Source organism: Halorussus salinisoli, assembly GCA_005239435.1.
GTDB classification, from domain to species: Archaea; Halobacteriota; Halobacteria; order Halobacteriales; family Haladaptataceae; genus Halorussus; species Halorussus salinisoli.
In genome coordinates this window covers 963,413-985,204 of sequence record SZNP01000001.1, presented here as the reverse complement: position 1 = coordinate 985,204, position 21,792 = coordinate 963,413, and the positions used below count along the sequence as shown (strand labels likewise).

The window sequence follows — 21,792 nt, the reverse complement described above, 5'->3', positions numbered from 1 at the left end:
ACACGTACAATTCTGAAAGCAAACTTTCTAATTCTTTTGGAAATGTATTCCTGTCTTCCCGGCTGTCGGTGAACGCTTTCGCCTCGTCGTGCGCTGGCGAAAATCTCACGACCGCCCCTGCCGAGACCGATGCGGACCGAGCGGAGAGGGTCTGCGTTCGTCGCCCGCCGTTCCGACTCGCGCCAAACAGAAACTACAAGAAGCCTCCACTCGCGTTTTCCGGCGAATGCTCGACGAGTTGCTCGGGCGCGCAGAGCTGAAGGAGCGCATCGCCGACCTCGAAGACGAGAAGCGCCACCTCGAACGCCAACTGGAGGCCGAGGAAGAGCGCCGGGCCGAGGCCGCCACCGCCCGTCAGGCCGCCGAGGAGCGGGTCAACCGGCTGGAGGACCGCATCACCGAGTTGGAAGACCGCGTGGAACGCACCGAGACCGACGACGCCGACCTCGACTTCAGGTCGGCCGAGACCGTCCGCGGCGACCGACTCGCGGAGGTCCTCGCTCGACTCGAATCCGTCGAGACCGACCCCGAGGGCGCGCTGACCGCGATGGTGGGGGACGGCGACCTGCCCGAGGCCGTCGAATCCGCGTTCGGCGACCACGCTGCGCTGGTCGGCCGGGCCGCGCCCTGCCTCGCCGTCACCGACGACGCCGGCCTCGTGAGGGCCGCGCTCGCGCCGCCGGTCGCGCCCGACCCCTTCGCGGAGTGGGGCGACGGCTTCCGCATCGACCGCGAGTGGTTCCTGCCGACCGGCGGGTTCGTGCTGGCGCTGGTCCGGTCGGACGTGTTCGCGCTCGGCACCTACGAGGGCCGCGAGCGCCGCGAGTTCGAGGGATTCGAGAGCGACGTGAAGGGAGACCACTCGAAGGGCGGTTTCTCGCAGGGTCGGTTCGAGCGCCGACGCGACGCCCAAATCGAGGAGCACGTAGAGAAGTGCGAGGACGCCGTCGAGGACGCCCTCCGGGAGACCGACGCCGACCGCCTCTTCGTCGTGGGCCAGCGCACGCTCCTGGGCGAGTTCGAAGAGCGCGCCGACGTTACCCGCGCCGTGGACGCGACCGGAAAGCCCAGAGAGGCCTTGGACGACGCGTTCCACGAGTTCTGGGCGACTCGGCTGTATCGAATCTGAAAGTTCGGTTTTTCGACCGCCTCAGATTCCGGTCGGCGGGTGCCCCCGAACCTCCCGGAACGCGCCCTGCACGACCTCCGAGAGCGCCGGGTGGACGTGAATCGTCTCCGCGAGGCGGTCGGCGTCGGCCCCCGCGGAGACCGCGGTGGCGACCTCGTGGACCAGCATCGAGGCGTGGGGGCCGACGACGTGGAACCCCAGTATCTCGCCGTCGGGTGCCGCGATGGCCTTGGCGAAGCCGTCGTCCGCGAGTGCGACCCCGAGCGCGGTGTCGTCGTACGCGAAGGTCCCCACGTCGTACTCCTCGCGGTCGAGGTCGCCCTCGGTCTTCCCGAGGCTCCCGACCTGCGGCGACCCGAAGATAGCGTGGGCCATGCCGGGGTACTCGACCGACGCGCGCTCGCCGCGGACCGCGTTCCGGACCGCGTACTCGGCCTCCTTGTCGCCCGAGTGCTTGAACATGTAGTTGCCCGCGATGTCGCCGATGGCCCACACGCCGTCGACCGACGTTTCGAGGAACCGGTCGGTCTCCACGAACCCCTTCTCGTCGGTGTCGATGCCCGCGGCTTCGACGTTCCAAGTGTCGGAGTTTGGCCGGCGGCCGGTCGCTACCAACACCTCGTCGCCGCGGACCTCGATCTGCTCGCCGTCCTCGGGCTCGGCCCGGACGAGTTTGGTGCCCTCGTTCTCGTCGCCCTCCTCGACCAGTTCGGTCGCGCCGTAGCCGGTGTAGACGTCGTACCTCTCGGCGTAGGCGTCGGTCACGAACTCGGCCACGTCCCGGTCCTCACGGCTCACCAGCACGTCGCTGTGGCTCACGACGGCGACTTCGGCACCCATCGCACCGAAGAAGTGGCCCATCTCGGCCGCGATGTAACCCCCGCCGACGATCACGAGGCGGTCCGGGCGCTCGCGGAGGCGGAGGGCGTCGGCGCTCGTCAGGAAGTCCACCTCGTCGGTCCCGTCGATGGCGTCGGGAATCAGGGGTCGCGACCCGCCAGCGAGGACGATCTTCTCCGCGGTGATCTCTTCGCGTCCACCGTCGGCGTCCACCTCGACGGTTCGCTCGCCGACGAATCGGCCCTCGTTCTGGAAGAAGGTGAGGCGGTCGCTCTCGCGGGCGGTCTCGGCCTTCGACTCGGCCTCTGCCGTTATCGTGGCGTTCACGTCGTCCACGACGTCGGCGAAGGCGACGTCCTCGACGCTGGCTTCGACGCCCAGCGACCCGGCTTGCCGGACGGTCTCGGCCACGTCGGCCCGGTGAATCAGCTTCTTCGAGGGGTTACACCCCCGATTGAGGCAGGTTCCTCCGAGTCGGTCGCGCTCGACCAGCGCCACGTCGAGTCCCTCCTCGGCCCCCGCAGACGCCACGGCGTTCCCGGTTCCGCCGCCGAGAACGACGAGATCGAACTCGGTCATGCATCCAGTGACGCGAGCGAGGACAAAGAAACTCCTCGCCGTTAGACAGGGTCGCGTCACCTCCGCGTCGGCGAGTCGTCGATGGCGCCCTCGTTCCCGCAGGACGGCTCGGGCAATCACGCTTATGGAACGTTCTCTCGTTCCCCGTCTCATGGGGAAGTCACCGCAAGCCAACGAACTGCGCCGCACGCTCGACGACGGGGAGGTCGCGCTCGGCGTACTCGACAACGCGTACAGTCCGACGCTCGTGGAGTTCTACGGCGAACTCGGTCTCGACTTCGTCTGGTTGGACCTCGAACACGGCGGGCCCAGTCCGTTGGACGGCGAGCGACTGGACGACCTGCTTCGCGCGGTCGACGGGACCGAGACCGAACTACTGGTTCGACTGCCGTCGCCCGACCCGGCTCTGGTGCGGAAGGCCCTCGACGCCGGCGTCCGGAACCTGTTCGTCTCTCGAATCGAGACGGCCGACGAGGTTCGGCGAGTGGTCCGTGCCTCGCGGTTTCGGTACGACGGCGAAGCGGGCGAGCGCGGGTTCGCGAATCCGCGGGCGAGTCGCTGGGGGACGACGGACGACTACGTTCAGACGGAGGACGAGGAGACACTCGTCGGCGTGACGATAGAGAGCCAAACCGCGGTCGACAATCTCGACGAGATACTCGACGTGCCGGAACTCGGCTTCGTGTTCGTCGGTCCGCTCGACCTCGCCGTTTCTCTCGGCCACCCCGGCAAACCGGACCACCCCGACGTGCAGGACGCCGTCGAAGAGATACGCGAGGCCAGCCTCGACGCCGACGTCCCGGTCGGCGGACTCGGTTTCGGGATGGACGACGTGAACGAGAAGGCCGACTCGGGGTACCAGATACTGAATCTCGGGAGTACCACCGGGGCCGTCGAGCAGGTGGTCACGTCGTGGCTCGACGGCTATCGGACCGGCGAGTGAGAACGTGGCCACCACCGCGGATTCGGTCGGGGAGTAGAACAGTCGGGAACGCCGTCGGCCCGCAGGAATAACGTGGTCGATGTCCAATAGCCGTTGTTCCGCATGAGTACACCCGAGGACAACTACGAGACCGCACTCGACGCGTCGAGCGACGCGGCGGCCCGAGAGCGGGCAATCGGCGAACTCGAAACCGCGAACGACTGCGACAAACTCGCGGACCTCGCCCGGGAGGACGACCTCGACGAGACGTACCGGGAGCAAGCGCTGGCCGGTCTGGCACACCCGCAGTGTAAGTCGATGCTCCGCGAAGTCGCCGAAGACGGGGACGTACCGGAATCGCTCCGCGAACGGGCCGAGACGCTTCTGGAAGACACGCCGGACGATTCGGGGGCGGGACCGTAACGAGTTCTCGGCCGGACGCTCCGGTGGCGTCCCAAAACGTCGGTACTGCAGTCGAGAATCGTCGTCACTACTCGGTTAGAATCGTCGGCCCGGCCGTCGTCTCGTTCGATGACGACAACGTTGTGGCCAGCGCGAGTCGCAAATCAGTGAGGGGCATCCCGATTTCGCCCGCACTCACGATGATGACGTACATAGATTGGTGGCGAGCACGCGGTGAGCTACGCATGCTCACCTCCTTCGTGGTTTGGCTCCGTTTCTGATTCGACCTCAGGAAGCACGACGGCCGGATAAGAATTTTCCGTAATCAGGTTTAGTGCCACGTCTCCAGTCAACAGTCGTTTCCACCGGCTCGTATCGCGGGTTACGAAGACGACCGCCGTCGCATCCACCTCCTCGCAGGCGTCGTAGATAGTCTCAGCGACGTCCGTCCCGTAATGGAGATGCGTCTCGAACGAGGTGAAGTCGGCCCCGCGTCTCGAATGGTCTTTCCCGTGAGAGGTGCATCTTCGTCGACCCGAATCTCGAGTACCTCGGCGTCGTCACCGACGGGCATGTAATCGACAATCGAAGAGCACATGACAGCACGGAAGAAGTATTCAGCGATGAATCGCTGTGGATTCTGCATGGTATTCACGCCAATCTCCTCAAAGAGGGCCATATGATCGGGGTCGTGGACGACCGAGACGACAGCTGTAATCCCCTGTCGTTTTGCGAGGAGACACACCATCACGTTCGTCGAGTCGGTATCAGCCGTGGTAATCACTGCGTCGGCCTGTCCGACGCCAGCATCCCGGAGCGTCTCCATCGTGCTCCGCGAGGCCGACCGACTTGATCGACGCGCACGGGCAGCCCCGAGAAGATTGACTCCTCCGCGCTTCGAGACGTAAGTATGTGTCCACGTTCTGTCGCAACCCGGAGCGGATGCTGGGAATTATATACGAGAGATAGTCCATTGTGAGTGAGGAACGGTACAATGGTGTCACTACTAGCCGTAGCTGGTGTCGTTGTCGCTGTATTCGTCGGGTTCAACATTGGTGGGTCATCGACGGGCGTGGCATTCGGTCCGGCAGTCGGCTCACGCCTCGTTCGGAAGACGACCGCGGGGGGCTTGTTCGTCGGCTTCGCCCTGCTTGGTGCGTGGACTGTTGGTCGGAACGTCATCGCAACAATGAGTAGCAGCATCGTGCCTGCAACCCAGTTCACACCTGTCGCAAGCGTCGCCGTCTTGTTTTTCACCGGCGCGTCGCTACTCATCTCGAATCTCTACGGCGTTCCAGCCTCAACCTCGATGACGGCTGTCGGCGCCATCGTTGGGCTCGGTCTTGCGTCTGAAACACTCAATCAGGCACTCATGTTTACCATCGTTTCGGCGTGGATTATTGCGCCGCTATTCAGTTTGACCATCGGGGTCGTGGTAGGCCGCTACATCTACCCATATCTCGATCGCTACGTAGCGTTCACGAAGTTCGATCTCCATCTCATCCAACTCGACCGCTCGGGATCGATTCCACGTCCGCGATTTAATCGGAATGCGTCACTACAGGACATCGCTGGATCGCTCTCGGTGGTCGTCATTGCCTGTTACATGGCGTTCTCCGCAGGTGCGTCAAACGCGGCGAACGCCGTGGCTCCCCTCGTTGGTGAGGGAGGATCACTCACGGTCAATCAGGGGGTCCTGCTCGCGGTGTTCGCCTTCGGGTTGGGAAGTTTCACCATTGCCCGCCGCACGCTGGAGACGGTCGGAGACGATATTACGGAACTCCCAATCCTCGCGTCGCTGATCGTTTCCGTCGTGGGTGGCACAGTCATCACGATCCTCTCCTATTTTGGGATACCTGCGAGTCTAGCGGTGAGTACGACATCGACGATTATCGGGCTCGGGTGGGGTCGGGCAAGTCGAGCGGCGACACTGGCAGAACTGGCGACACCTGCGCCTGAAAATCCCGACCTAGAGGTCTCGACAGGAGCGTTGGTCACCTCACGCGTCGAGGAAGCCCCCGTGAGCCCGACAATCGGAGATATTGCCCGACATGAGGAACCGATGGACGAACCGAAGGAGATACCGGACGTGCCGGATATCGGCGCGGAAGGACCGGCTGATCTCGACGAGCGAAGTCTCTTCGACCCGAGAGCAGCCAAGCGTATTGTCGTATTTTGGGTGTTGACGCCAGCACTATCGGTTGCCGCTTCCTATCCAGTATTCGCATTCTTATTGTGAGCGAGAGTTGGAGAACTTGCAGAAGGTGAAGCTCTTCGTCCCGACGAGCAGCAGACTACTGACGGCGGCGTGGCGCGAATCGGGGGAGGAACGCACCGAAGAAGTGTCTGCCGAAAGTCTATTCGACCCCAAGCTCACGGCTTGAACCGTCGTTCTCTGGGTGATCTCACCCGCGTTGTCGGTCGTCGGGACCTATCCCCCTATTTTCTTCTATAAGGGAGATAATCAATATCGACCACGGGCATTCTACTGTTGGGAGACCGTTTTTGCTATCGGACGACAGTTACCGGGACCGGTGATTGACGAACGATTTTCTCGGCGACGTTCCCAACGAATATTCGATCTGCTAGGGTCCCACCGTGGCTTCCGATTACGACCGTATCGAAATCATCGGCCCGATCGAGAATCACCCTCACCGGATGTCCAGTCTCTATCTTGGTGCCAATCTCGGTATCGTACTCAGAGGCGATCTCCTGTGCACGATTTATCACCGGCTGAGCGTGTTCCTTCGCCGATTGTTCAGGATCGTCTGCGAGAGCGATAGCTGTTGCTTCCCCAAACATCGCCGATGGTTCGCCAACCACTGTTAGAACCGTGATTTCCGCGTTAGGGTGGGCGTCGAGTGCATACCTGAGTGCCTGCTCCGCCACCTCCGATCCATCCATAGCGACGAGAACTTGTGAAATCATACGCTGAGTACGTTTTTCGCTGTGAAAAACGTTCGTCAGTCTTGCCGGTCGTGGAACAGATTGTGGGATTCCGGTGACGCCTCTTGGACTGATTGTCCGTAAGGTAGGGACGAAGAATGGCAAATCACCTCTAGAAAGACTGAACACCAGATTTTGGCGAGGCCGTCTGTGGATTGGATTCGTTCGCTTAGGTGGTGGTCGACGTAGATACGATGTATACGCCGAGAGCCATGACAAGGCCACCAGCGACGAAACCGGGACCAATCACTTCACCTAACGAGGGTGCGCCAAGAAGAGTCCCAACCAACGGTTGGATAAAAAGAAGACCGCAACCGTCCCCGCGTCAACGTATTCTAATCCGTTATACCAGAGGTACCATGCAGCAGCGGTCGAAAGCACGGCCAGATAGAGGAGGGCCCCGAGAACGGATGGCGTCATCAGGACGATTAACATGGTCCAAGTCAGACACCAGAAGGGGGAGTTGTAGAAGTGACTGTACGGTGTCGATATTGAATATAGAACAGTGGCTCAGGGTAGTGAGTCCTGAGAAATAGCGATGTGGTCGTATCCGGTCAAAGGACCGAACGACCGATCGAAGTTCCAAACCGCCCGAACGCGGTTTGTATATCGTTTGTATATCTCTCTACCCGAACATTCCCGCAACAGTGGTCACGCACGGCCATGAGTGGCCCGCTACAGCTCGAAAGCGAAACCAGTTCGGATTACGATATCGACTCCGACCGCTTCAGGCGAGGTCGCGAAACTCGAACCGGGCACCGCCGTCCTCGCTTTCGGTGACTGTGATGTCCCACTCGTACACCTCGGCAAGTTTCTGGACGAACGCCAATCCGAGGCCAGTCCCGCCGTTGTCCGCGGCCGTCGTGTATCCCTCGTCGAAGATCACGTTGCGGTCCTCGGGCGGGATGCCAGTGCCGTCGTCGGCCACGTAGAACCCGTCATCAAGATTGCCAACCCTGATCGTCACGTCCTCGCCGCCGTGTTCCACGGTGTTCTCGAGTAAGTTCCGGAACAGATGCCGGATGTACGTCTCGTCGGCCTCGATCGTCTGGTCAAGTTCGGTATCGAGCACGGCATTAGGTGCTTCCACCGTGTCCCACGCCTTGTGGACCATGTCGGCGAGGTCCACTGGAGTCCGCTCACTGATGGCCTCGCGGCCCCGGGTGAGTATAAGCAGGACGTCGACCATGTCCTCAATGCGGTCAAACGCATCTGTGACGTATTCGACCGCCTCCGCATCTGCCTCGTCCGGAAGTTGCTGACTATATATTTGGCCAATTGCAACCGGATTCCGGAGTTCATGCGCGAGCATACTGGCGAACGATTCGAGCCGGTCGTTCTTGTGCTCAAGTTGGGCTTCCCGGTGGTTGCGTTCGAGCTCGTAACTCACGCACTGCCCCATCAACTCGAGGAACGTCTCCTCGGCCTCGGTAAACTCCACATCTCGGGGTGACAAGTCCGTGAAGCAAATGGTGCCGTAGGCCTCATCGCCGACGGTCAGTTGTACCCCAGCATAGCATTTGAGCCCGAACTCGTGGTAGAGGGCATCCCCGTCCCAACCCGCTTCCCCGGTGTCGGCGGCAATGATCGTCGACCCGGTGTCTACGACCCGGCGACAGTAGTTGTCGGTCAGTGGGGGTGTGAGCGTCCCCTCATCGAGTTCGGGATGAGAGCCGCGCATCTTCGTGATTTCGAACGCCTCCTCGCGCTTGCGGGTCAGCATCCCCACGGGCAGGTCGAACCGTTCACATCCTAACTCCAGCAGTTCCGCGATCTTCTCATCGGTCGAGAGGTCGCGGTCGGCCGTGATCCTATACAATTCCTGTTGATCCTGCTTGTGTTCGCGGCGCTCCAGTTCGTAGCTCACCCACTGCCCCATCAACTCGAGGAACGTCCGTTCAGTCTCCGAGAACGAGCGATTACGTGAGTTCGTACTTCCGAACCAGAGCGTCCCATAGGGAGTGGCACCGCTCATCACCTTGGTACCGAGATAGCTTGTCAGACCGAACTGCTGGTGAATCGTGTCCTCGGCCCAGTCGGTGTCACTGACGTCTGCCATTGCGACTGGTTCGTCCTGCTCGATGGTTTGCCGACAGAAGCACCCCTCGCCCGGGTCGGTCCAGACTTCGGTGTCGGAGTCGACGTTGAAACCGACGCCCTTCTCGAGTCGGAACGGCCCGTCCCACGACGGGAGGTGATTCAATCCGGCCATCTCGACGTCGAACTGCTCACGTCCTAACTCGAGTAACTGTTCGAGTTTTTCCTCGAACGACAGGTCGGGATCGGCCGTGATTCCGTAGCACTCACGTAGGAAGCGTTCGCGGCGGCGACGCTCCAGTTCGTAGCCGATCCACTGGCCCATCAGATCGAGGAACGTGTGCTCGACCTCCGAGAACGGCACGTCACGCGGGTCGGTGCTGCCGAACCATAGCGTGCCAAACGGTGTGCTCCCTCCCGAGACTGTGGTACCGAGATAACTCGTCACCCCCAGCTCCTCGTAGATTTGGTCGTCCTCCCAGTCGGTGCCCCGTACGTCTGGCATCCCGACCGGTTGGTCGGACGCAATTGCTTGCCGACAGTACGCGCCCTCGCCCGGATCGGTGATCAACAGTTCGTCGGGGTCGACGTCGAGACCGACGCCCTGCTCCAGTTGGAACTTACCGTTGTCGGACGGCAAGTGATGGAGGCCAGCCATGTCGAGGTCGAACCAGTCCCGGCCGAGTTCGAGCAGGTGTTCGACCTTCTCCTCAAACTCGCGGTCAGGGTCGGCCGTAATCTGGTAGCACTCCCGGAGGAACTGCTCGCGCTGGCGGCGGTTGAGCTCGTAGCTGACCCACTGGCCTATCAGTTCGAGGTACGTCCGGTCCTGCTCGGAGAACGACACCGGTTCGTTCTCGGCGGGGAGGAAGCCGAGCGTCCGGTCCATGCCGCCATTCACCGGAATGTACGTTCCGATGTACCCTTCGATACCGAACTCGTCGAAGACGGGGACGTCGTCCAAGCTTTCTTTGACCGGGTCCGACACGAGTGCGGCTGCCTCGATGTCGGTGGCGGCTTGACAGTACGTGTCCGCCAGCGGGAATTCAGCCCCGGGTTCGAAGAGTTCGTGGTCGCCGTTGAGGTATTCGACCTCGAAGTAGTCCGCCTCCGGGTCGACGCGGTTCACACCGCCGACGTCGAGGCCGAACTGCTCACATCCGAGGTCGAGGAGCGCGTGAATCTTCTCCTCGAACGACTTGCTCTGGTCGGCCGTGATGGTGTAGAGGTCCTGCAGAAATCTGTCCCGTTGCTGGAGTTCTGCCCTCGCCTCGGTGCGGTCGCGGAGCGTGCCGAGCATCCGGTCGACCTCCCGATCGGGGTCGTCGTCGAAGACCTCGGCGGGCGGCGTGTAGTAGACGTTGTGACACGCCGTGCCGTCGTAGATGAGGTGCGGGTGGGACCGGACGATGTTCCGAATGAACTCCGGCGGGAAGCCGTTACGGTCGTACTGACAGAGTGCGAGGCAGTCTTCGGCGTCGAACAGTTGGTTTACCTTCGCCTCGTACTCCATGAACTGCTCGGACGGGATGGCGTTGCCGTCGAGCCACGACGTCTCGGCGAGAATCCGGAGCGCCTCGTACTCCTCGGTTGCCGCCGCAACGGTGTCGCCGTAGAACTCGACCATCTCGTCGGGGTCGAACGAGTCGTTTTGGAGATACGTCTCCTTTGCAGTGTGGAACGACAGCGCCCCGGAGTCGAGCGCGGCGTCGACGTCGATATCCCCGCTGCGAAGTGCCGCTCTGACCTCCGCCTCGTTTGTCTCATCGACGACGTACATGACGCGCTCGCCCTGTTCGAGGCCGTGGCGCACGAACGGGACGGCAGCGGCGAACCGCTCGGCGTCGGACTCGTAAATCTGGGCGAAGTGGTCGTTACAGTAGTGACCGTCGAGCTGCTCGACAGGGCCGTCGAACTCCACGCTCGACTCGAACGCTTCGAGCCCATTCCGGAGTGTCACCGGGTTGCCCGTCCCGGCGGTCGGAGATGCGTGTTCACTCACGTTGTCTCCCTCCTTTCGCTTCGAGAACGCAATCCCGCGACCCCCAGTTTCACCAGTGTCATAATATACGGAGATATGTCCCCGGCGGGAAAAGAGTATTGCACTCTCCCATCGTAACCCCGATTTCAGTCTCTACAATACTGCTTTGCCTCGTTCTCGTTGTCAGCGGGTTTCAGCAAGGACCATACTTCATCATCCTCTCACGTTTCGTCGCGTTCTCGGATTTAAATAGTCCGGATAACCGTCGCCGAATACAGAGCATGTAGCTCTCGTCTCTACCTCTTGGTAACTAGACCCCTTGTAGGAGATTAGTCCTGATAATAGCTAACTACACGCTGGTATCTCGAATACATCTGGAATCGCGAAAAGGCCGTATTTAGGTGCCTATCCAGCGGCAACCATCTCTACGATCTGGGACAGGACGAGCTAAAAGCATTCCTCAACTTCGCCGACCAATAGGACCTCGGACCTCGTATCCAGTCGTGGTCGTACTATTACCCGCAGAAAACTACCTGTGTCTGCCTCTATCCACCGGAACGGATATAAACCGAGTCCAAGACGATTCGTTACCAGTTTTTTATGATCGACATCGACACTGTATATGGGCAAGCCAGCCACGCTGGTACGTCCACGGTGAGTCTGTCGGGACATCTGCCCGACGGCTTTGGTGAGTCAGTCGGACTTCTTGTCCGGCGGGCTTTTTTGTGACTGGACTAGCAACCCGAACGTCAATTCTATAAAATCGTCGACGCAGTCTTCTAGTAAAGTTAGAGAATAGACGACTTATACCTTCTGTCCTGAAATTGGTTACTCCGCCATTCCGTCTATATTCTCGGAGTAAGTCTGAACCGACTCCTCCGCGCCATCAGTTCGCGCTTGTTCTACCTTACTCCGGTTCAAACGGCTCTGTTGAAATCCTTGGGGACTGACAGTAGGTGGCGTGAGCAACACGTGGTGCGAATTGAGCAGGGAGATTACCCAGACAGAGAAGTCCGGCAATAATGAATCGGGAATACGTACAGCGTAGACGAAAACGGTCGTCCTCGGACAGGGTGGCTTCTCATCGTGATAAATTTAGAGCGTGAACGTATCACCCTTGCCCCGAGTTCCAGTTACACGTCTTGTTGTGAGCGGACAGCGAGGATGAGCAGGCCAACCACGAGCAGTGTCGCGTTCCTGTGGAGGCATGGCGCTATCCATCCCCCACCGGTGTGGCAGTCGCGAGATATTCCCCGCGCCGCTCAAGAATCGTGGCAATGGTATCTTGGGAAATCCCTGTCACGGCTTCGATGGCTGCCTCAGACTGACCGGCATCGTGGAGCGCAATCACCTGCAGCGCGACTGCGGTGTCCTCGTTGTATGCTGGAGTGGGGACTGAATCCGTGTCGGGCGTCACGAGCCACCGTTCTATGACGTCAAGACCCGTGATGAACACCCACCGAGCGATAGTCGGCGCGGCGACCATGAGTCCTATCCCCACGGTGAGGATGAGGACGACGCCCAGCGGCCCCGGTGGTAGTACGGCTGCCGACGCGGTCACGACCCCGAGCGCAGCTAATAGGAGGCTCACGCCAGCCAACACGAAATACGCTGCCACAAGGACGGCGTGCTTGAACTGGGATGCTTGCCGGTCACCTCCTGTCGGGAGCATACGGCTGGTCGTATACTCTGATTTGTCATCGGTCTGGCCCGCGTCCTCTGGGCCAGTCTTGGGTTCCATCGGTAGTGCCTCCAGACAAAACCACGCTCACCGCCGGAATAAATGTTAGCTGAAAACCATTTCAATAAGCGCCCAAACTGGAATATATTTCTCTAAGCACTCGAACTGAACTCCGTATACCTGACCCACCCAACAAGTCGGCATGCCTGGACATCGGTCGCACACACCATCTAATTCGTAGCAATAGTTAACATTCCATACGTCCTACTGGCCTCCGATGTTACTATGTCCAGCGACACCGAGCGCCGAAGCGGGCTCTCGCCGGACGAGACGTTCGCAATCCTCGGCCACGAAACTCGGTTGGCCATCCTCAGCGAGCTCTGGGATCTAGACGACCCATTAGACGACCCAGACTCTACTTTTGAGCGCAAGGCACTGTCGTTCGCGGATTTACGCAAGCGCGTCGGGATGCGGGATGGCTCGCAGTTCAACTACCACCTCACCCAGCTCGTCGGGCCGTTCGTCCGCCAGACCGACGAGGGATATGCCCTCCGGCGAGCAGGCTGGCAAATCATCAGTACGATACTCGCAGGCACGCTGACTGACGAAGTGGTGTTCGACGCCGAGCCGATCGACGACCCCTGTCCCCGGTGTGGCGGCCAGGTCGTCCTCGACCATGGAACTAACCGATCACCTGAGGGCTTACTTATCCGATGTACGGCTTGCGAAGGGAATTACGATTTCCCTGAAATCCCATCGGGTGTGCTGATGCGAATCGGAATGTTGCCGCCAGCGGGGGTCAGCGCCCGGTCAGTGACCGAAATGTACCGGAAACTACTTACATGGAAAAAACACCGACTCCTGATGCGAATCGAGGGGGTCTGTCCCGAGTGTTCCGGAGAGATAGCCGTGATCCCCCTCATCTGTGAGGACCACGTGGTCGGCGACGGCCAAGTTTGCCCTAACTGCGACCGCACCGTCGAGATCCAGTTCAAGAGCGTCTGTTCCGTCTGTAAGGGAGCCTGGCAACTGTCTACCGGGGTACACATGCTTCAACATCCGACAGTGACGGCATTCTATCATGACCACGGCTACGACCCCTGGGGCCACAAGTGGCCCCGCCTGGCGACGGAGACTATCGCCGACCAGACCGTCGTATCCGAAGACCCGCTGACAATTGAGGCCACGGTCGTCATCGACGACGACCAACTTGCCGTGACGCTCGACGAGGAAGGTACTGTTGTCGATGTCCAGACGTGAGACAACCAAATCCGATGAGAAATATGCACCATCAATTGAGCACTACTTATACGAGATTTCGGTGAGTACCCCTAGACGAGTACGCTAGTTCTCGGACGCGGGTGACACTGATAAATAGACGCTCTGTATTGTGAACAGTCGGTTCAATCCTATCAGCGGGTGAGGGTTTCAACAAGGCCCCTCGTTAGTGACGGTCGCAGTTCAGGAGGGGTAGTTGTAGAAGTGACTGCACCGTGTCGACGAGATTGAACCCGTACAGCGGCTCAGGGTAGTAACTCCTGAGAAATAGCGGTGTGGCCGTATTCGGTCAAGGGACCGAACGACCGATCGAAGTTCCAAACCGCCCGAACGCGGTTTGTATATCGTTTGTATATCTCTCTACCCGAACATGTCCCGCATCATCGGGTGCATCTCCATCAACTGCTCCTCGGCGATCTCCTCGTAGAGCTTGTACGTGATGGAGACGGTCAGCAGCAGGCCCGTCCCGGAGACGCCGCCGATGGTGCCGAGCATGTTCGCCAGCACGGCCAGCAGGCCGACGAGCGCGCCGCCGATGACGGTGACTTGCGGGATGTACCGCTCCATCACTTTCTCGATGACGCCCGTGTTCTGCCGGAAGCCGGGAATCTGCATCCCGGAGTTCTGAATCTGCTTGGCGGTCGCTTCCGGTCCCATGTCGGTGGTCTCCACCCAGAAGATGGCGAAGATGGCACCGCCGACGACCATGAACGTGAGGTCGATGAGGACCCGGAGGATGACCTGCCACGGTTCTTGGGCGACCGTCCCGGTCCACCACATCCACTGGCCGGGAGTCTGAATCGGCGCGAGATAGTAGAACAACCCGCCGGTCGGATTTCCGGCCTGGCCGTAGGTGCCGAGCCACGCGGGCATCCCGTCGCCGAGTTGGCTGTAGAGGATGCGCCCGAGGAACTGGAGGTTGGCCTGGAGCGCCCGGACGAGAATCATCGGCAGGACGCTGGCGTAGATGAGCTTCACGGGGAATCGGCCCCGAGCGCCCTTCACGCGGGCGTGGCTCAGGGGAATCTCGACCCGGACGCTCTCGGCGTACACGACGATGGCGAAGATGAGTACCGTCGTGACGAGCGCGATGATGTCGCCGTCACCGAGGAACAGGTACTGGATTCCGTCGCTGGTGAGCAGCGAGGGCACGTTCTCTGCGCTCCCGGTAATCAGGGCTATCCACGTCGGGATGAGGCCGGTCTGGCCCGGCAGACTCGGCCACGCGAACAGTCCGCCGAGGAGCTTCTGGCTGACTCCCGCGATGATGAACAGGCCGATACCGGAGCCGACGCCCCACTTGCTGATGATCTCGTCCATGAACAGGATGAGGATACCACCGACCGCGATTTGGGCGAAGATGAGCCACTTGACGCCCATCACGCCGATACCGAGGTTCTGGGCGACCTGCGGGTCGACCTGCAGGAAACCGCCGGCGAACACCATCGGCAGACCGGTCAGGAAGATCATCACGACCACCAGGAGCTTCTGGAGGCCCTGATACAGAATCTGATCGCGGGGGTCGTCGGTGTCGAGTCCGAGCAAGTCCGCACCGCCGAGCAACTGGAGGACGATGCTCGCGGTGACTATCGGACCGATACCAAGTTGGAGGACTGTCCCTTGTCCGCCCGCTAGAATCGAGCGGAACTGTCCGAAGGCGTCGTTGCCTCCGATGTTTACCCCGTACAGGAAGACGTTCGTGAGGAAGAAATACAGAACCAACACGCCCGCGGTCCACCCAAGCTTTCGCTTGAACGGAACGTGGCCCTCCGGCCGTCGCACGGAGGGCATCCGCGTGAGTACTGGTTCTGCCGCTTCTTTCCAACTCATATATCGCAATACATCGGACGGGGGCTTGTATGTGCTTCGCTTTGAGCCACGGCGTGGGATATGATGAAATTGCACGGGTTGCACGAGAATTACGGGCGTTTCGACCCTACGTCGCCCTCGTCCTCGTCCACGCTTTCGTCCCACCTCGTTCCCCTCGGTAGAAACCGCACCGCGTCGTCCGACGGGAGTATCGATGCGAGTACTTTTCCCGGCACCACTCCCTAACGGACTCCATGAACGACGACCCGGCCACGGACGACATCTGGGCCGCGGACAACGACGAAACCGCAGAAGGCGTACAGTCCACCGACGACCGGGCCACAGATGGCCGGAACGCAAGAGACGACCAGACCACGGAACGCGACGAACCCACAGCGGACGACCAGACCACCGACGAGAAGCGCTACCGCGTGCTGGCCGCTCCCGAAGACGGGAGCCTGCGCCTCCTCGACCGAGAGACGTACGAACCGGTCGTCACCGCCGAGACGGGCCACGACGCCCCGGTCACCGACCTCCGGCCGGGGTACCTCGTAGACGCCGACCTCGACTGGTCGTCGGCCCGGCCGACGGTCCGGTCGGTGTCGGTGCGTCGTCCGACGCTGTACGTCTTCGCCGACGACATCGAACCGGTGTTCGAGGCGGCACAGGAGACGTGGACCGAGGCGCGTGCCGCGGGCGACGGTATGAACAGTCGCGTAACCCGCAACACCGACAACGAGGTCAACGGCGTCCTCTACGTGTTCGCCGACGACGGAGTGGGTGGCACGTTCGAGGCGTTTCGCGACGGCACTCGCCCGCTCGAACCGCTGGTCGACAGGGTGAACGACCGCGAAGGCTCGTCGCCACGGGAGGTGTTCGTCCTCCGTCCCGCAGACGAGCAGTTCGTCGCCGTCACGATCACGCTCCGGAAAGGCGGGCAGTTCGCCGACACCCTTCGCGAGACGTACGACTGTCCGGAGCCGTCGGAGCCACTCGGGTAACTTCCGTCTCGCGCCGCGACTCCACTGCTCGCACCGGGTCGTCTCCCTGGCCGCGGGCTTCTCAGGCGCTACAGACTCTGTGGAGGTCGTCCAGGCACTCGATGTCCCACGTCGGCCAGACGTTGAGTTCCCAGTCGCGGCGGTGGGGCCGCCGGATGAACGCCGAGTCGATGCCCGCGTTCTCGGCCGCCCGGATGTCGGACTCGTTGTCGCCGACGAACAGCGCCGAGTCGGCGTCGAGGTCGGCCAGCGCGCGGTCGATGTAGTGAGAGTTGGGCTTCCGGCGGTCGAGGCTCTCGATGGTCGCTTCGCGGCCGTAGGCGGTGTCGAACATGTGGGACACGTCGAAGTGGTCGAGAAGGAAGTCGACCGTCTCCTGCTGGTTCGAACTCACGATTCCCATCGAGGTATCGAGGTCGGCCAGCGTGTGGATGTCGTCGTAGGGAGTCTTGCGTCCCGCACGCGCTTCTTGCTGCTGGGCTCGGGACGACGTGCGGTCGAGCGCACGCCAGAACCGCTCCGGGTCGAGGTCGTACTCGTCACAGACGTCGGCAACTCGACTAGGGGTCGCTCCCACGGTCATGTCGTCGACGTGGTCAGGGTCCAGGTCGGTCACGCCGAACTGTTCGAACGTCTCCTGGGTCGCTTCCCGGAGGACGTCGAAGCTCGTTCGACCGACGAGGACACCGTCGTTGTCGAAGACGACGGTATCGTAGGTCATATCAAGTCATAGAGAGCCTCCGATATAAGTGTTTCAGTCGATGCACCCCCGAGCGCGCGAATCTGACAGATCCGCCCGTCCGAGTGCCAGGAGCGTCGAGAACGTATAGATACGTCGGGTGGAATACTCGCGAGGAATCACGAACGAACTCGCCGACGTCCATCGAATTCTACAGAAGTCACTACTCGCGGCCCGGGAACGAACGTGACAAAACGAAAAACGAAATCCGTAGTTACTCGTCGTCGTCCGACGCTTCTTCTTCCTCTTCGGCCTCTTCGGCGCGGTCGCTGAGAACGGCGTCGCCGCCTTCCTCCTCGATGAGTTCGACCGCAGTCGCGGAGAAGGCGTCGGCCGTCACTTCTAGCTGGTTGCGGACTTGACCGTCGCCGAGAACCTTCACGGCGTCGGCGTCCCAACCGTCCTCGACCACGTCGCGGGCGTCGAGGCGGTAGCCGAAGTCGGTCTCCTCGGCGTCGCCGTCCGCGGCCAGCAGGGCCGCGTCCTCGTCGAGCTTCTGGACCGTGACGGTCAGGACCTCTTCCTGAACCTTCTCCGGTCGGGAGAAGCCGTGTTTGCCGAGCGGTTCATAGTTGTGGAACTCGTGTTTGGCGCGACCCGCGCGTCCGCGACCGCCGCGGTGTCCGGCACCGCGCCGGTTCTTGTGACTACCGCCGCCGTGCGTGCGGGAGCCGCGTTGTCGTCGTTTCTTGTCGGTCATGGTTATCGCATCGCCTTCAGGAGCGAATCGATTTGCTCGGTGTCGTGCTTGCCGAGTTGGCCACCTTCCTGGGTGGGGTGCTTGAGTCCGTCGTGACCGCCGCGCGGCGGGTGAAGTCGGAGGACCGGAGCGAGGCCCTGCTCGCGCAGGGTCGTCTCGTCGTCCAACAGCGCCGACGCGAGGTCGCTCACGTCGTCGTAGTCGGTCTCGTCGGCGACCCACTCGTCGTCGATGTCTGCGTCGCCCTCGAGGGGTTCGGCCCGCTTTTCGAGCAGCGTCTCCAGCACGTCCTGGCTCGGTTCGCCGTACGCGGTGTAGTCGTTGACCTTGGTGATCATCCCGCGGTAGGTGTCGGTGTCCGGAACGAGCGCGCAGTGGTTCACGCGGTGGAGGTTCAGCATCTCCAACGTGTCCTGGGTCTCGCCGGTCATGTCGACCTCGCCGCGAATCTGAACGACTGCCTTCATCACTCGGCCACCTCCTCGCTGTAGTCGGTTCGACCTCGCGGACCGCGGGATTCCGCGGCGTTCTCCAGCGCGTTGTAGGTTGCCTTGGCGAGGTTGAGCGTGGTCCGGGTGTTGCCGTGGCTCTTGGTCCACGCGTTCTCGACGCCGCCCAGTTCCAGAATCTTCCGGACGGTATCGGTCGCCGCGAGTCCGAGTCCGGTCGGGGCCGGAATCAGTTCGACCTCGACGCTGCCTGCCTTGCCTTTCGTCCGGCGAGCCAGCGAGTGCGGTCGTTCGCTTCGGTCCTCCCACGACCCCGCGCCGCGGTTGACCTGAATCAGATTCAGCTTGGCGATGTCTATCGCCTTCTGGATAGCGCCGCCGACCTGGTCGTCGCGGCCTTCGGCGTAGCCGACGTAGCCATCGCGGTTACCGATGGCGACGACGCACCGGAACTTCACGCGGCGACCGGAGTCGGTCATGCGCTGGACCATGTTGATGTCCAGCACTTCGTCCTCCAGTCCCGGCAGAAGCTGGTCGACCAGTTCCGACTCCTTCAGCGGGAGACCGGAGTTGAGGGCGTCCTCCATCGTGTCGATTTCGCCCTCGGCGACTTTGCGGCCGAGACGGGTCTGGGGTTCCCAGCCGTCGTGGTTTGCACACATACGTTAGTCCTCCATGAGGTTCTCGCGCACTTCGTCGAAGTGCTCGGGTAGTTCTGTGGCGTCGAAGTCCCCGCTGTACAGCGGTTCGTCCAACTGCTCGGCGTACTCGGCGATGTGCTCGCCGCGGTTACGCGACCAGTCGGCCAGCACGCTGTCGTTGTGGGGGATGTCGAGCCCTGCGTCGATAGCGCCTTCCTGCACTGCGAATACTTTGCCTCCGGGTGTCGCGGTGTTGAGGCCGATGTCGAGGACGGCTTCCTCGACTCCGGCTTCGAGCGCTCGCTTTCCGGCGAGCAGCCCCGTCAGGTACGCGCTGGGGAGATTGCCCGTCGGGGCTTCCCAGCCGTACTCTTCGAGGTCGCCCGAAAAGGCGCTCACGACCGTCTCGTCGCCGTTGGGACCCATCGTGACCAGCTGCGCCCTGACGTGCCGGTTGCTCTTGCGAGCCACCAGCCGGGGTTTACCCGATTTCAGCAGGCGCAACCTCTGATGGTAGTCAGTCCGGACCTCGCGGCGACGGCGCATCGGCACCGTGTATCGTGGTCCTGTTGCCATTGTTAGTAGTTGCTCTCGATGTAGTTCAGCAGGTACTGGACGCTACGGAACTCCCCGCCCTTCGACTTGTCGTACAAGTCGCGGTACTGCGACTGGGTGATCTCACCCTCGGCGCGGAGTTCGCGGAGCTTCCGTCGCTGCGCGCGAATCGTCTGTTGCCACTGTTCTTTCTGCTGCTGGCGACCGCCGGACTTGCCCTTGCGGGTTCCAGCGCCGGTCTGGTGGCCGTAGTCGCGCTTGGCCTTGCGCTTGCGCGCACGACCGCGCGAGTTGCCTTTCTTCTCCTTGGCGGCGATGGAGCCGTCGTCGACCAGTTCGCGGATGTCCTCGCGGGTAATCGCTTCCGCGATGTCACCCTGCGCGTCCGGGTCGAACCAGACGCGACTCTGACCGACGTCGAGGACGTCTGCGGCGAGTCGCTTCTGTGCACTCAGGTCACTCATTCTTCGACCTCCACTTCGACGTAGGTCGGGTTAAGGACGCGAATGCCGTTCTCCTCGGCCTGTTCCTCGATGCGCTCGCGCTTGCGGGCACCGACTTTCGAGGCGATGCGGACCGCTTCCGTGTCGCCGTCGACGCCTTCGAGGTCGTCCACGTTGTGAACGCGAACCTCCTCGAAGCCGCTGGGGTGCTTGCCGCGCACGGCCTTCGGCGTGCGGAAACCGGCCTCGACCGTCGGGCCTTTGCCCTTGATGCCGCGGCGCTGCTTCGACAGCTGACCGCGCGGGCGTCGCCACGAAGTCGGCGTCCGCTTCTTCTTGTGGTAGTCCTGCCGGTTGAACTGCGGCTTGCCGACGCGCTTGCGCTGGGTGAGGAGTTCCTCCTCGCGCTCGCTGAGGTCGGGAGTCTTGTCGACCAGCCCGCGGGGCTGAAGTTCGGTCTCGACCTCCTCGTCAGCTTCCTCGTCGGCTTCCGGCTCTTCTTCTTCGATCTCGGCTTCGGTCTCCTCTTCGACTTCGAGACCGCCCACGTCGGCCTTGATACGGGCCGCGAGAGCGTTCCCGATGCCTTCGACCTCTGCGAGTTCGTCCTGACTCGCGCCCTTCACGTCCTCGACGGACGAGAAGCCCGCTTCGCGGAGCGCGTCGGCCTTGCTCGGGCCGACCCCGCTTACGTCTTCGAGTGTTTCGGGTTCGTCGTCTGCCATTCGTTAGACACCTCCAGTCTGTGGCTTCTCGGTGATGTAGACGCCGTCCTGGAAGACGCGAGTGTCCTTGTCCTGGACGCGGGTCAACTGCTCGATGTCCGCGGCCGTCTGGCCGACGTCCTCGATGCTCGGCCCGCTCAGGGTGAGGACCTCGTCGTCCACTTCGACGGTCGTGTCACCGTGAATGTTCGTTCGTCGCGGGGCCTTCTCACCGAGGAAGTTCTCGATGACGACCTCGCCGTTCTCGGCGCGAACCTGCATCGGGAAGTGAGAGTAGAAGACCTCCATGGTGTACTCCCAGCCCTCGGTCACGCCGTGAATCATGTTGCGAACGTGGCTCTCGAACGTGCCCACGGTCGCGTTGGTCTTGGCGTCCTCGGTTTCGCTTTCGATGACTACGGTTCCGTCTTCCACTTCGACCGATACGTCGGGGTACCAGAGGCGTCGCGTGACGCTCCCCTCCGGCCCCTCGACGGTGAGTTCGAGGTGGTCCTTCTCCGCGGTCACGTCGTCCGGAATTTCGAGTTCTGTTCGTGCCATTGTTAGTAGACGTACGCGATGACTTGGCCACCGACGCCCTTCTCGCGGGCCTCGTAGTGGCTCATGACGCCGCGGCTGGTCGTCACGACGAGCGCCCCGTAGTCACGGGCGGGGAGGAATCGCTTCTCCCACTTCTCGAACTCGTCTGCTCCGGCGGAGTACCGGGGCTTGACCGAACCGCACTCGTTTATCGCGCCTTTCAGTTCGACCTCGAACTGCCCGGCTTTACCGTCGTCGACGAACTCGAAGCCGTCGATGTACCCGCGGTCGTAGAAGACCTCGAGTACGCTGCCGATTTCGTTCGAGGCGGGCTGTACCGTGTGGTCGAGATGACCGACGCTCTCTGCGTTGTCGATGCCCGAGAGCGCGTTGGCCAGCGGATCGTTTCCTGCCAT

General features: G+C 61.8%; 22 protein-coding genes. 6 read left to right on the top strand and 16 right to left on the bottom strand.

The annotated features are described in order from the left end of the window. Nucleotides 1-226 precede the first annotated feature (226 nt). Nucleotides 227-1,129 (top strand): Vms1/Ankzf1 family peptidyl-tRNA hydrolase, encoded by a 903-nt coding sequence (locus E2484_RS09270; protein ID WP_137284914.1) that lies wholly within the window; start codon nt 227-229, stop codon nt 1,127-1,129. A 21-nt stretch (nt 1,130-1,150) separates the two neighbouring features. Here E2484_RS09270 and E2484_RS09265 read toward each other — a convergent pair whose 3' ends face one another. Beyond that, nucleotides 1,151-2,548 carry a dihydrolipoyl dehydrogenase family protein gene (locus tag E2484_RS09265; RefSeq protein WP_137284913.1) on the bottom strand — a complete coding sequence of 466 codons (1,398 nt, stop codon included), beginning with the start codon at nt 2,546-2,548 and terminating at the stop codon, nt 1,151-1,153. A 151-nt stretch (nt 2,549-2,699) separates the two neighbouring features. Here E2484_RS09265 and E2484_RS09260 point away from each other — a divergent pair, with 151 nt between their 5' ends. Together E2484_RS09260 and E2484_RS09255 are read left to right on the top strand one after the other, a co-directional pair. Then, nucleotides 2,700-3,491, top strand: coding sequence for an HpcH/HpaI aldolase family protein (locus E2484_RS09260; protein ID WP_137284912.1), 792 nt, complete (start codon nt 2,700-2,702; stop codon nt 3,489-3,491). Between the two features lie 102 nt (nt 3,492-3,593). Continuing rightward, entirely contained in the window at nt 3,594-3,893 is a 300-nt protein-coding gene (locus E2484_RS09255) for a hypothetical protein (protein ID WP_137284911.1), read from the top strand. Nucleotides 3,894-3,960: 67 nt separating this feature from the next. On the opposite strand, the gene E2484_RS24855 is transcribed toward E2484_RS09255, so the two are convergent. Together E2484_RS24855 and E2484_RS09250 are read right to left on the bottom strand one after the other, a co-directional pair. Beyond that, nucleotides 3,961-4,119 carry a hypothetical protein gene (locus E2484_RS24855; RefSeq protein ID WP_170977276.1) on the bottom strand — a complete coding sequence of 53 codons (159 nt, stop codon included), beginning with the start codon at nt 4,117-4,119 and terminating at the stop codon, nt 3,961-3,963. A 135-nt stretch (nt 4,120-4,254) separates the two neighbouring features. Next, nucleotides 4,255-4,698, bottom strand: a complete 444-nt coding sequence (locus tag E2484_RS09250; RefSeq protein WP_137284910.1) for a potassium channel family protein — start codon at nt 4,696-4,698, stop codon at nt 4,255-4,257. Between the two features lie 168 nt (nt 4,699-4,866). On the opposite strand from E2484_RS09250, the gene E2484_RS09245 reads away from it, so the two are divergent. Continuing rightward, nucleotides 4,867-6,111, top strand: a complete 1,245-nt coding sequence (locus E2484_RS09245) for an inorganic phosphate transporter (protein WP_137284909.1) — start codon at nt 4,867-4,869, stop codon at nt 6,109-6,111. A gap of 269 nt (nt 6,112-6,380) precedes the next feature. On the opposite strand, the gene E2484_RS09240 is transcribed toward E2484_RS09245, so the two are convergent. From E2484_RS09240 to E2484_RS09230, 3 genes are all read right to left on the bottom strand, one after another. Continuing rightward, complete coding sequence (locus E2484_RS09240; protein ID WP_137284908.1) at nt 6,381-6,800, bottom strand: universal stress protein; 420 nt, start codon at nt 6,798-6,800, stop codon at nt 6,381-6,383. A 745-nt stretch (nt 6,801-7,545) separates the two neighbouring features. Next, complete coding sequence (locus E2484_RS09235) at nt 7,546-10,857, bottom strand: MEDS domain-containing protein (protein ID WP_137284907.1); 3,312 nt, start codon at nt 10,855-10,857, stop codon at nt 7,546-7,548. A gap of 1,192 nt (nt 10,858-12,049) precedes the next feature. Then, nucleotides 12,050-12,577 (bottom strand): hypothetical protein, encoded by a 528-nt coding sequence (locus E2484_RS09230; RefSeq protein ID WP_137284906.1) that lies wholly within the window; start codon nt 12,575-12,577, stop codon nt 12,050-12,052. A 225-nt stretch (nt 12,578-12,802) separates the two neighbouring features. Here E2484_RS09230 and E2484_RS09225 point away from each other — a divergent pair, with 225 nt between their 5' ends. Continuing rightward, complete coding sequence (locus E2484_RS09225; protein ID WP_137284905.1) at nt 12,803-13,777, top strand: DUF7351 domain-containing protein; 975 nt, start codon at nt 12,803-12,805, stop codon at nt 13,775-13,777. Nucleotides 13,778-14,155: 378 nt separating this feature from the next. On the opposite strand, the gene secY is transcribed toward E2484_RS09225, so the two are convergent. After that, entirely contained in the window at nt 14,156-15,625 is a 1,470-nt protein-coding gene (gene secY, locus E2484_RS09220) for a preprotein translocase subunit SecY (protein WP_137284904.1), read from the bottom strand. Between the two features lie 233 nt (nt 15,626-15,858). Between secY and E2484_RS09215 the strand changes: the two genes are divergently transcribed. After that, nucleotides 15,859-16,605 (top strand): DUF6663 family protein, encoded by a 747-nt coding sequence (locus E2484_RS09215; protein WP_321112228.1) that lies wholly within the window; start codon nt 15,859-15,861, stop codon nt 16,603-16,605. 61 nt (nt 16,606-16,666) lie between these two features. Here the strand turns inward: E2484_RS09215 and E2484_RS09210 are convergent, their stop codons facing one another. The 9 genes from E2484_RS09210 to E2484_RS09170 all read right to left on the bottom strand — a co-directional run bounded on the left by E2484_RS09210 (nt 16,667) and on the right by E2484_RS09170 (nt 21,792). Next, nucleotides 16,667-17,326, bottom strand: coding sequence for an HAD family hydrolase (locus E2484_RS09210; protein ID WP_137284903.1), 660 nt, complete (start codon nt 17,324-17,326; stop codon nt 16,667-16,669). A gap of 232 nt (nt 17,327-17,558) precedes the next feature. Beyond that, nucleotides 17,559-18,044 (bottom strand): uL15m family ribosomal protein, encoded by a 486-nt coding sequence (locus E2484_RS09205; RefSeq protein ID WP_137284902.1) that lies wholly within the window; start codon nt 18,042-18,044, stop codon nt 17,559-17,561. 2 nt (nt 18,045-18,046) lie between these two features. Beyond that, complete coding sequence (gene rpmD, locus E2484_RS09200) at nt 18,047-18,511, bottom strand: 50S ribosomal protein L30 (RefSeq protein ID WP_137284901.1); 465 nt, start codon at nt 18,509-18,511, stop codon at nt 18,047-18,049. Continuing rightward, nucleotides 18,511-19,155: a 30S ribosomal protein S5 gene (locus tag E2484_RS09195; RefSeq protein ID WP_137284900.1), complete on the bottom strand. Its 645-nt coding sequence runs from the start codon at nt 19,153-19,155 to the stop codon at nt 18,511-18,513. Before E2484_RS09195 ends, rpmD begins: the two co-directional genes overlap by 1 nt. Before the next feature lie 3 nt (nt 19,156-19,158). Continuing rightward, entirely contained in the window at nt 19,159-19,710 is a 552-nt protein-coding gene (locus E2484_RS09190; protein WP_137284899.1) for a 50S ribosomal protein L18, read from the bottom strand. Nucleotides 19,711-19,712: 2 nt separating this feature from the next. Further along, on the bottom strand, nt 19,713-20,153 hold the full coding sequence (locus E2484_RS09185; protein ID WP_137284898.1) for a 50S ribosomal protein L19e: 441 nt from the start codon (nt 20,151-20,153) through the stop codon (nt 19,713-19,715). Then, complete coding sequence (locus E2484_RS09180) at nt 20,150-20,857, bottom strand: 50S ribosomal protein L32e (protein WP_137284897.1); 708 nt, start codon at nt 20,855-20,857, stop codon at nt 20,150-20,152. Before E2484_RS09180 ends, E2484_RS09185 begins: the two co-directional genes overlap by 4 nt. Nucleotides 20,858-20,860: 3 nt before the next feature. Then, nucleotides 20,861-21,397, bottom strand: a complete 537-nt coding sequence (locus E2484_RS09175; protein WP_137284896.1) for a 50S ribosomal protein L6 — start codon at nt 21,395-21,397, stop codon at nt 20,861-20,863. 2 nt (nt 21,398-21,399) lie between these two features. Beyond that, nucleotides 21,400-21,792, bottom strand: coding sequence for a 30S ribosomal protein S8 (locus E2484_RS09170; RefSeq protein WP_137284895.1), 393 nt, complete (start codon nt 21,790-21,792; stop codon nt 21,400-21,402).

Excerpts from the sequence above, each read along its gene's own strand:
- E2484_RS09230 (WP_137284906.1), bottom strand. The coding sequence starts at position 12,577 with ATGGAACCCAAGACTGGCCCAGAGGACGCGGGCCAGACCGATGACAAA.
- E2484_RS09270 (WP_137284914.1), top strand. The coding sequence starts at position 227 with ATGCTCGACGAGTTGCTCGGGCGCGCAGAGCTGAAGGAGCGCATCGCC.
- E2484_RS09245 (WP_137284909.1), top strand. The coding sequence starts at position 4,867 with ATGGTGTCACTACTAGCCGTAGCTGGTGTCGTTGTCGCTGTATTCGTC.
- rpmD (WP_137284901.1), bottom strand. The coding sequence starts at position 18,511 with ATGAAGGCAGTCGTTCAGATTCGCGGCGAGGTCGACATGACCGGCGAG.
- E2484_RS09265 (WP_137284913.1), bottom strand. The coding sequence starts at position 2,548 with ATGACCGAGTTCGATCTCGTCGTTCTCGGCGGCGGAACCGGGAACGCC.
- E2484_RS09175 (WP_137284896.1), bottom strand. The coding sequence starts at position 21,397 with ATGGCACGAACAGAACTCGAAATTCCGGACGACGTGACCGCGGAGAAG.
- E2484_RS09190 (WP_137284899.1), bottom strand. The coding sequence starts at position 19,710 with ATGGCAACAGGACCACGATACACGGTGCCGATGCGCCGTCGCCGCGAG.
- E2484_RS24855 (WP_170977276.1), bottom strand. The coding sequence starts at position 4,119 with ATGCGTAGCTCACCGCGTGCTCGCCACCAATCTATGTACGTCATCATC.
- E2484_RS09260 (WP_137284912.1), top strand. The coding sequence starts at position 2,700 with ATGGGGAAGTCACCGCAAGCCAACGAACTGCGCCGCACGCTCGACGAC.
- E2484_RS09225 (WP_137284905.1), top strand. The coding sequence starts at position 12,803 with ATGTCCAGCGACACCGAGCGCCGAAGCGGGCTCTCGCCGGACGAGACG.
- E2484_RS09210 (WP_137284903.1), bottom strand. The coding sequence starts at position 17,326 with ATGACCTACGATACCGTCGTCTTCGACAACGACGGTGTCCTCGTCGGT.
- E2484_RS09195 (WP_137284900.1), bottom strand. The coding sequence starts at position 19,155 with ATGTGTGCAAACCACGACGGCTGGGAACCCCAGACCCGTCTCGGCCGC.
- E2484_RS09205 (WP_137284902.1), bottom strand. The coding sequence starts at position 18,044 with ATGACCGACAAGAAACGACGACAACGCGGCTCCCGCACGCACGGCGGC.
- secY (WP_137284904.1), bottom strand. The coding sequence starts at position 15,625 with ATGAGTTGGAAAGAAGCGGCAGAACCAGTACTCACGCGGATGCCCTCC.
- E2484_RS09215 (WP_321112228.1), top strand. The coding sequence starts at position 15,859 with ATGAACGACGACCCGGCCACGGACGACATCTGGGCCGCGGACAACGAC.
- E2484_RS09240 (WP_137284908.1), bottom strand. The coding sequence starts at position 6,800 with ATGATTTCACAAGTTCTCGTCGCTATGGATGGATCGGAGGTGGCGGAG.
- E2484_RS09180 (WP_137284897.1), bottom strand. The coding sequence starts at position 20,857 with ATGGCAGACGACGAACCCGAAACACTCGAAGACGTAAGCGGGGTCGGC.
- E2484_RS09185 (WP_137284898.1), bottom strand. The coding sequence starts at position 20,153 with ATGAGTGACCTGAGTGCACAGAAGCGACTCGCCGCAGACGTCCTCGAC.
- E2484_RS09255 (WP_137284911.1), top strand. The coding sequence starts at position 3,594 with ATGAGTACACCCGAGGACAACTACGAGACCGCACTCGACGCGTCGAGC.
- E2484_RS09170 (WP_137284895.1), bottom strand. The coding sequence starts at position 21,792 with ATGGCAGGAAACGATCCGCTGGCCAACGCGCTCTCGGGCATCGACAAC.
- E2484_RS09250 (WP_137284910.1), bottom strand. The coding sequence starts at position 4,698 with ATGGAGACGCTCCGGGATGCTGGCGTCGGACAGGCCGACGCAGTGATT.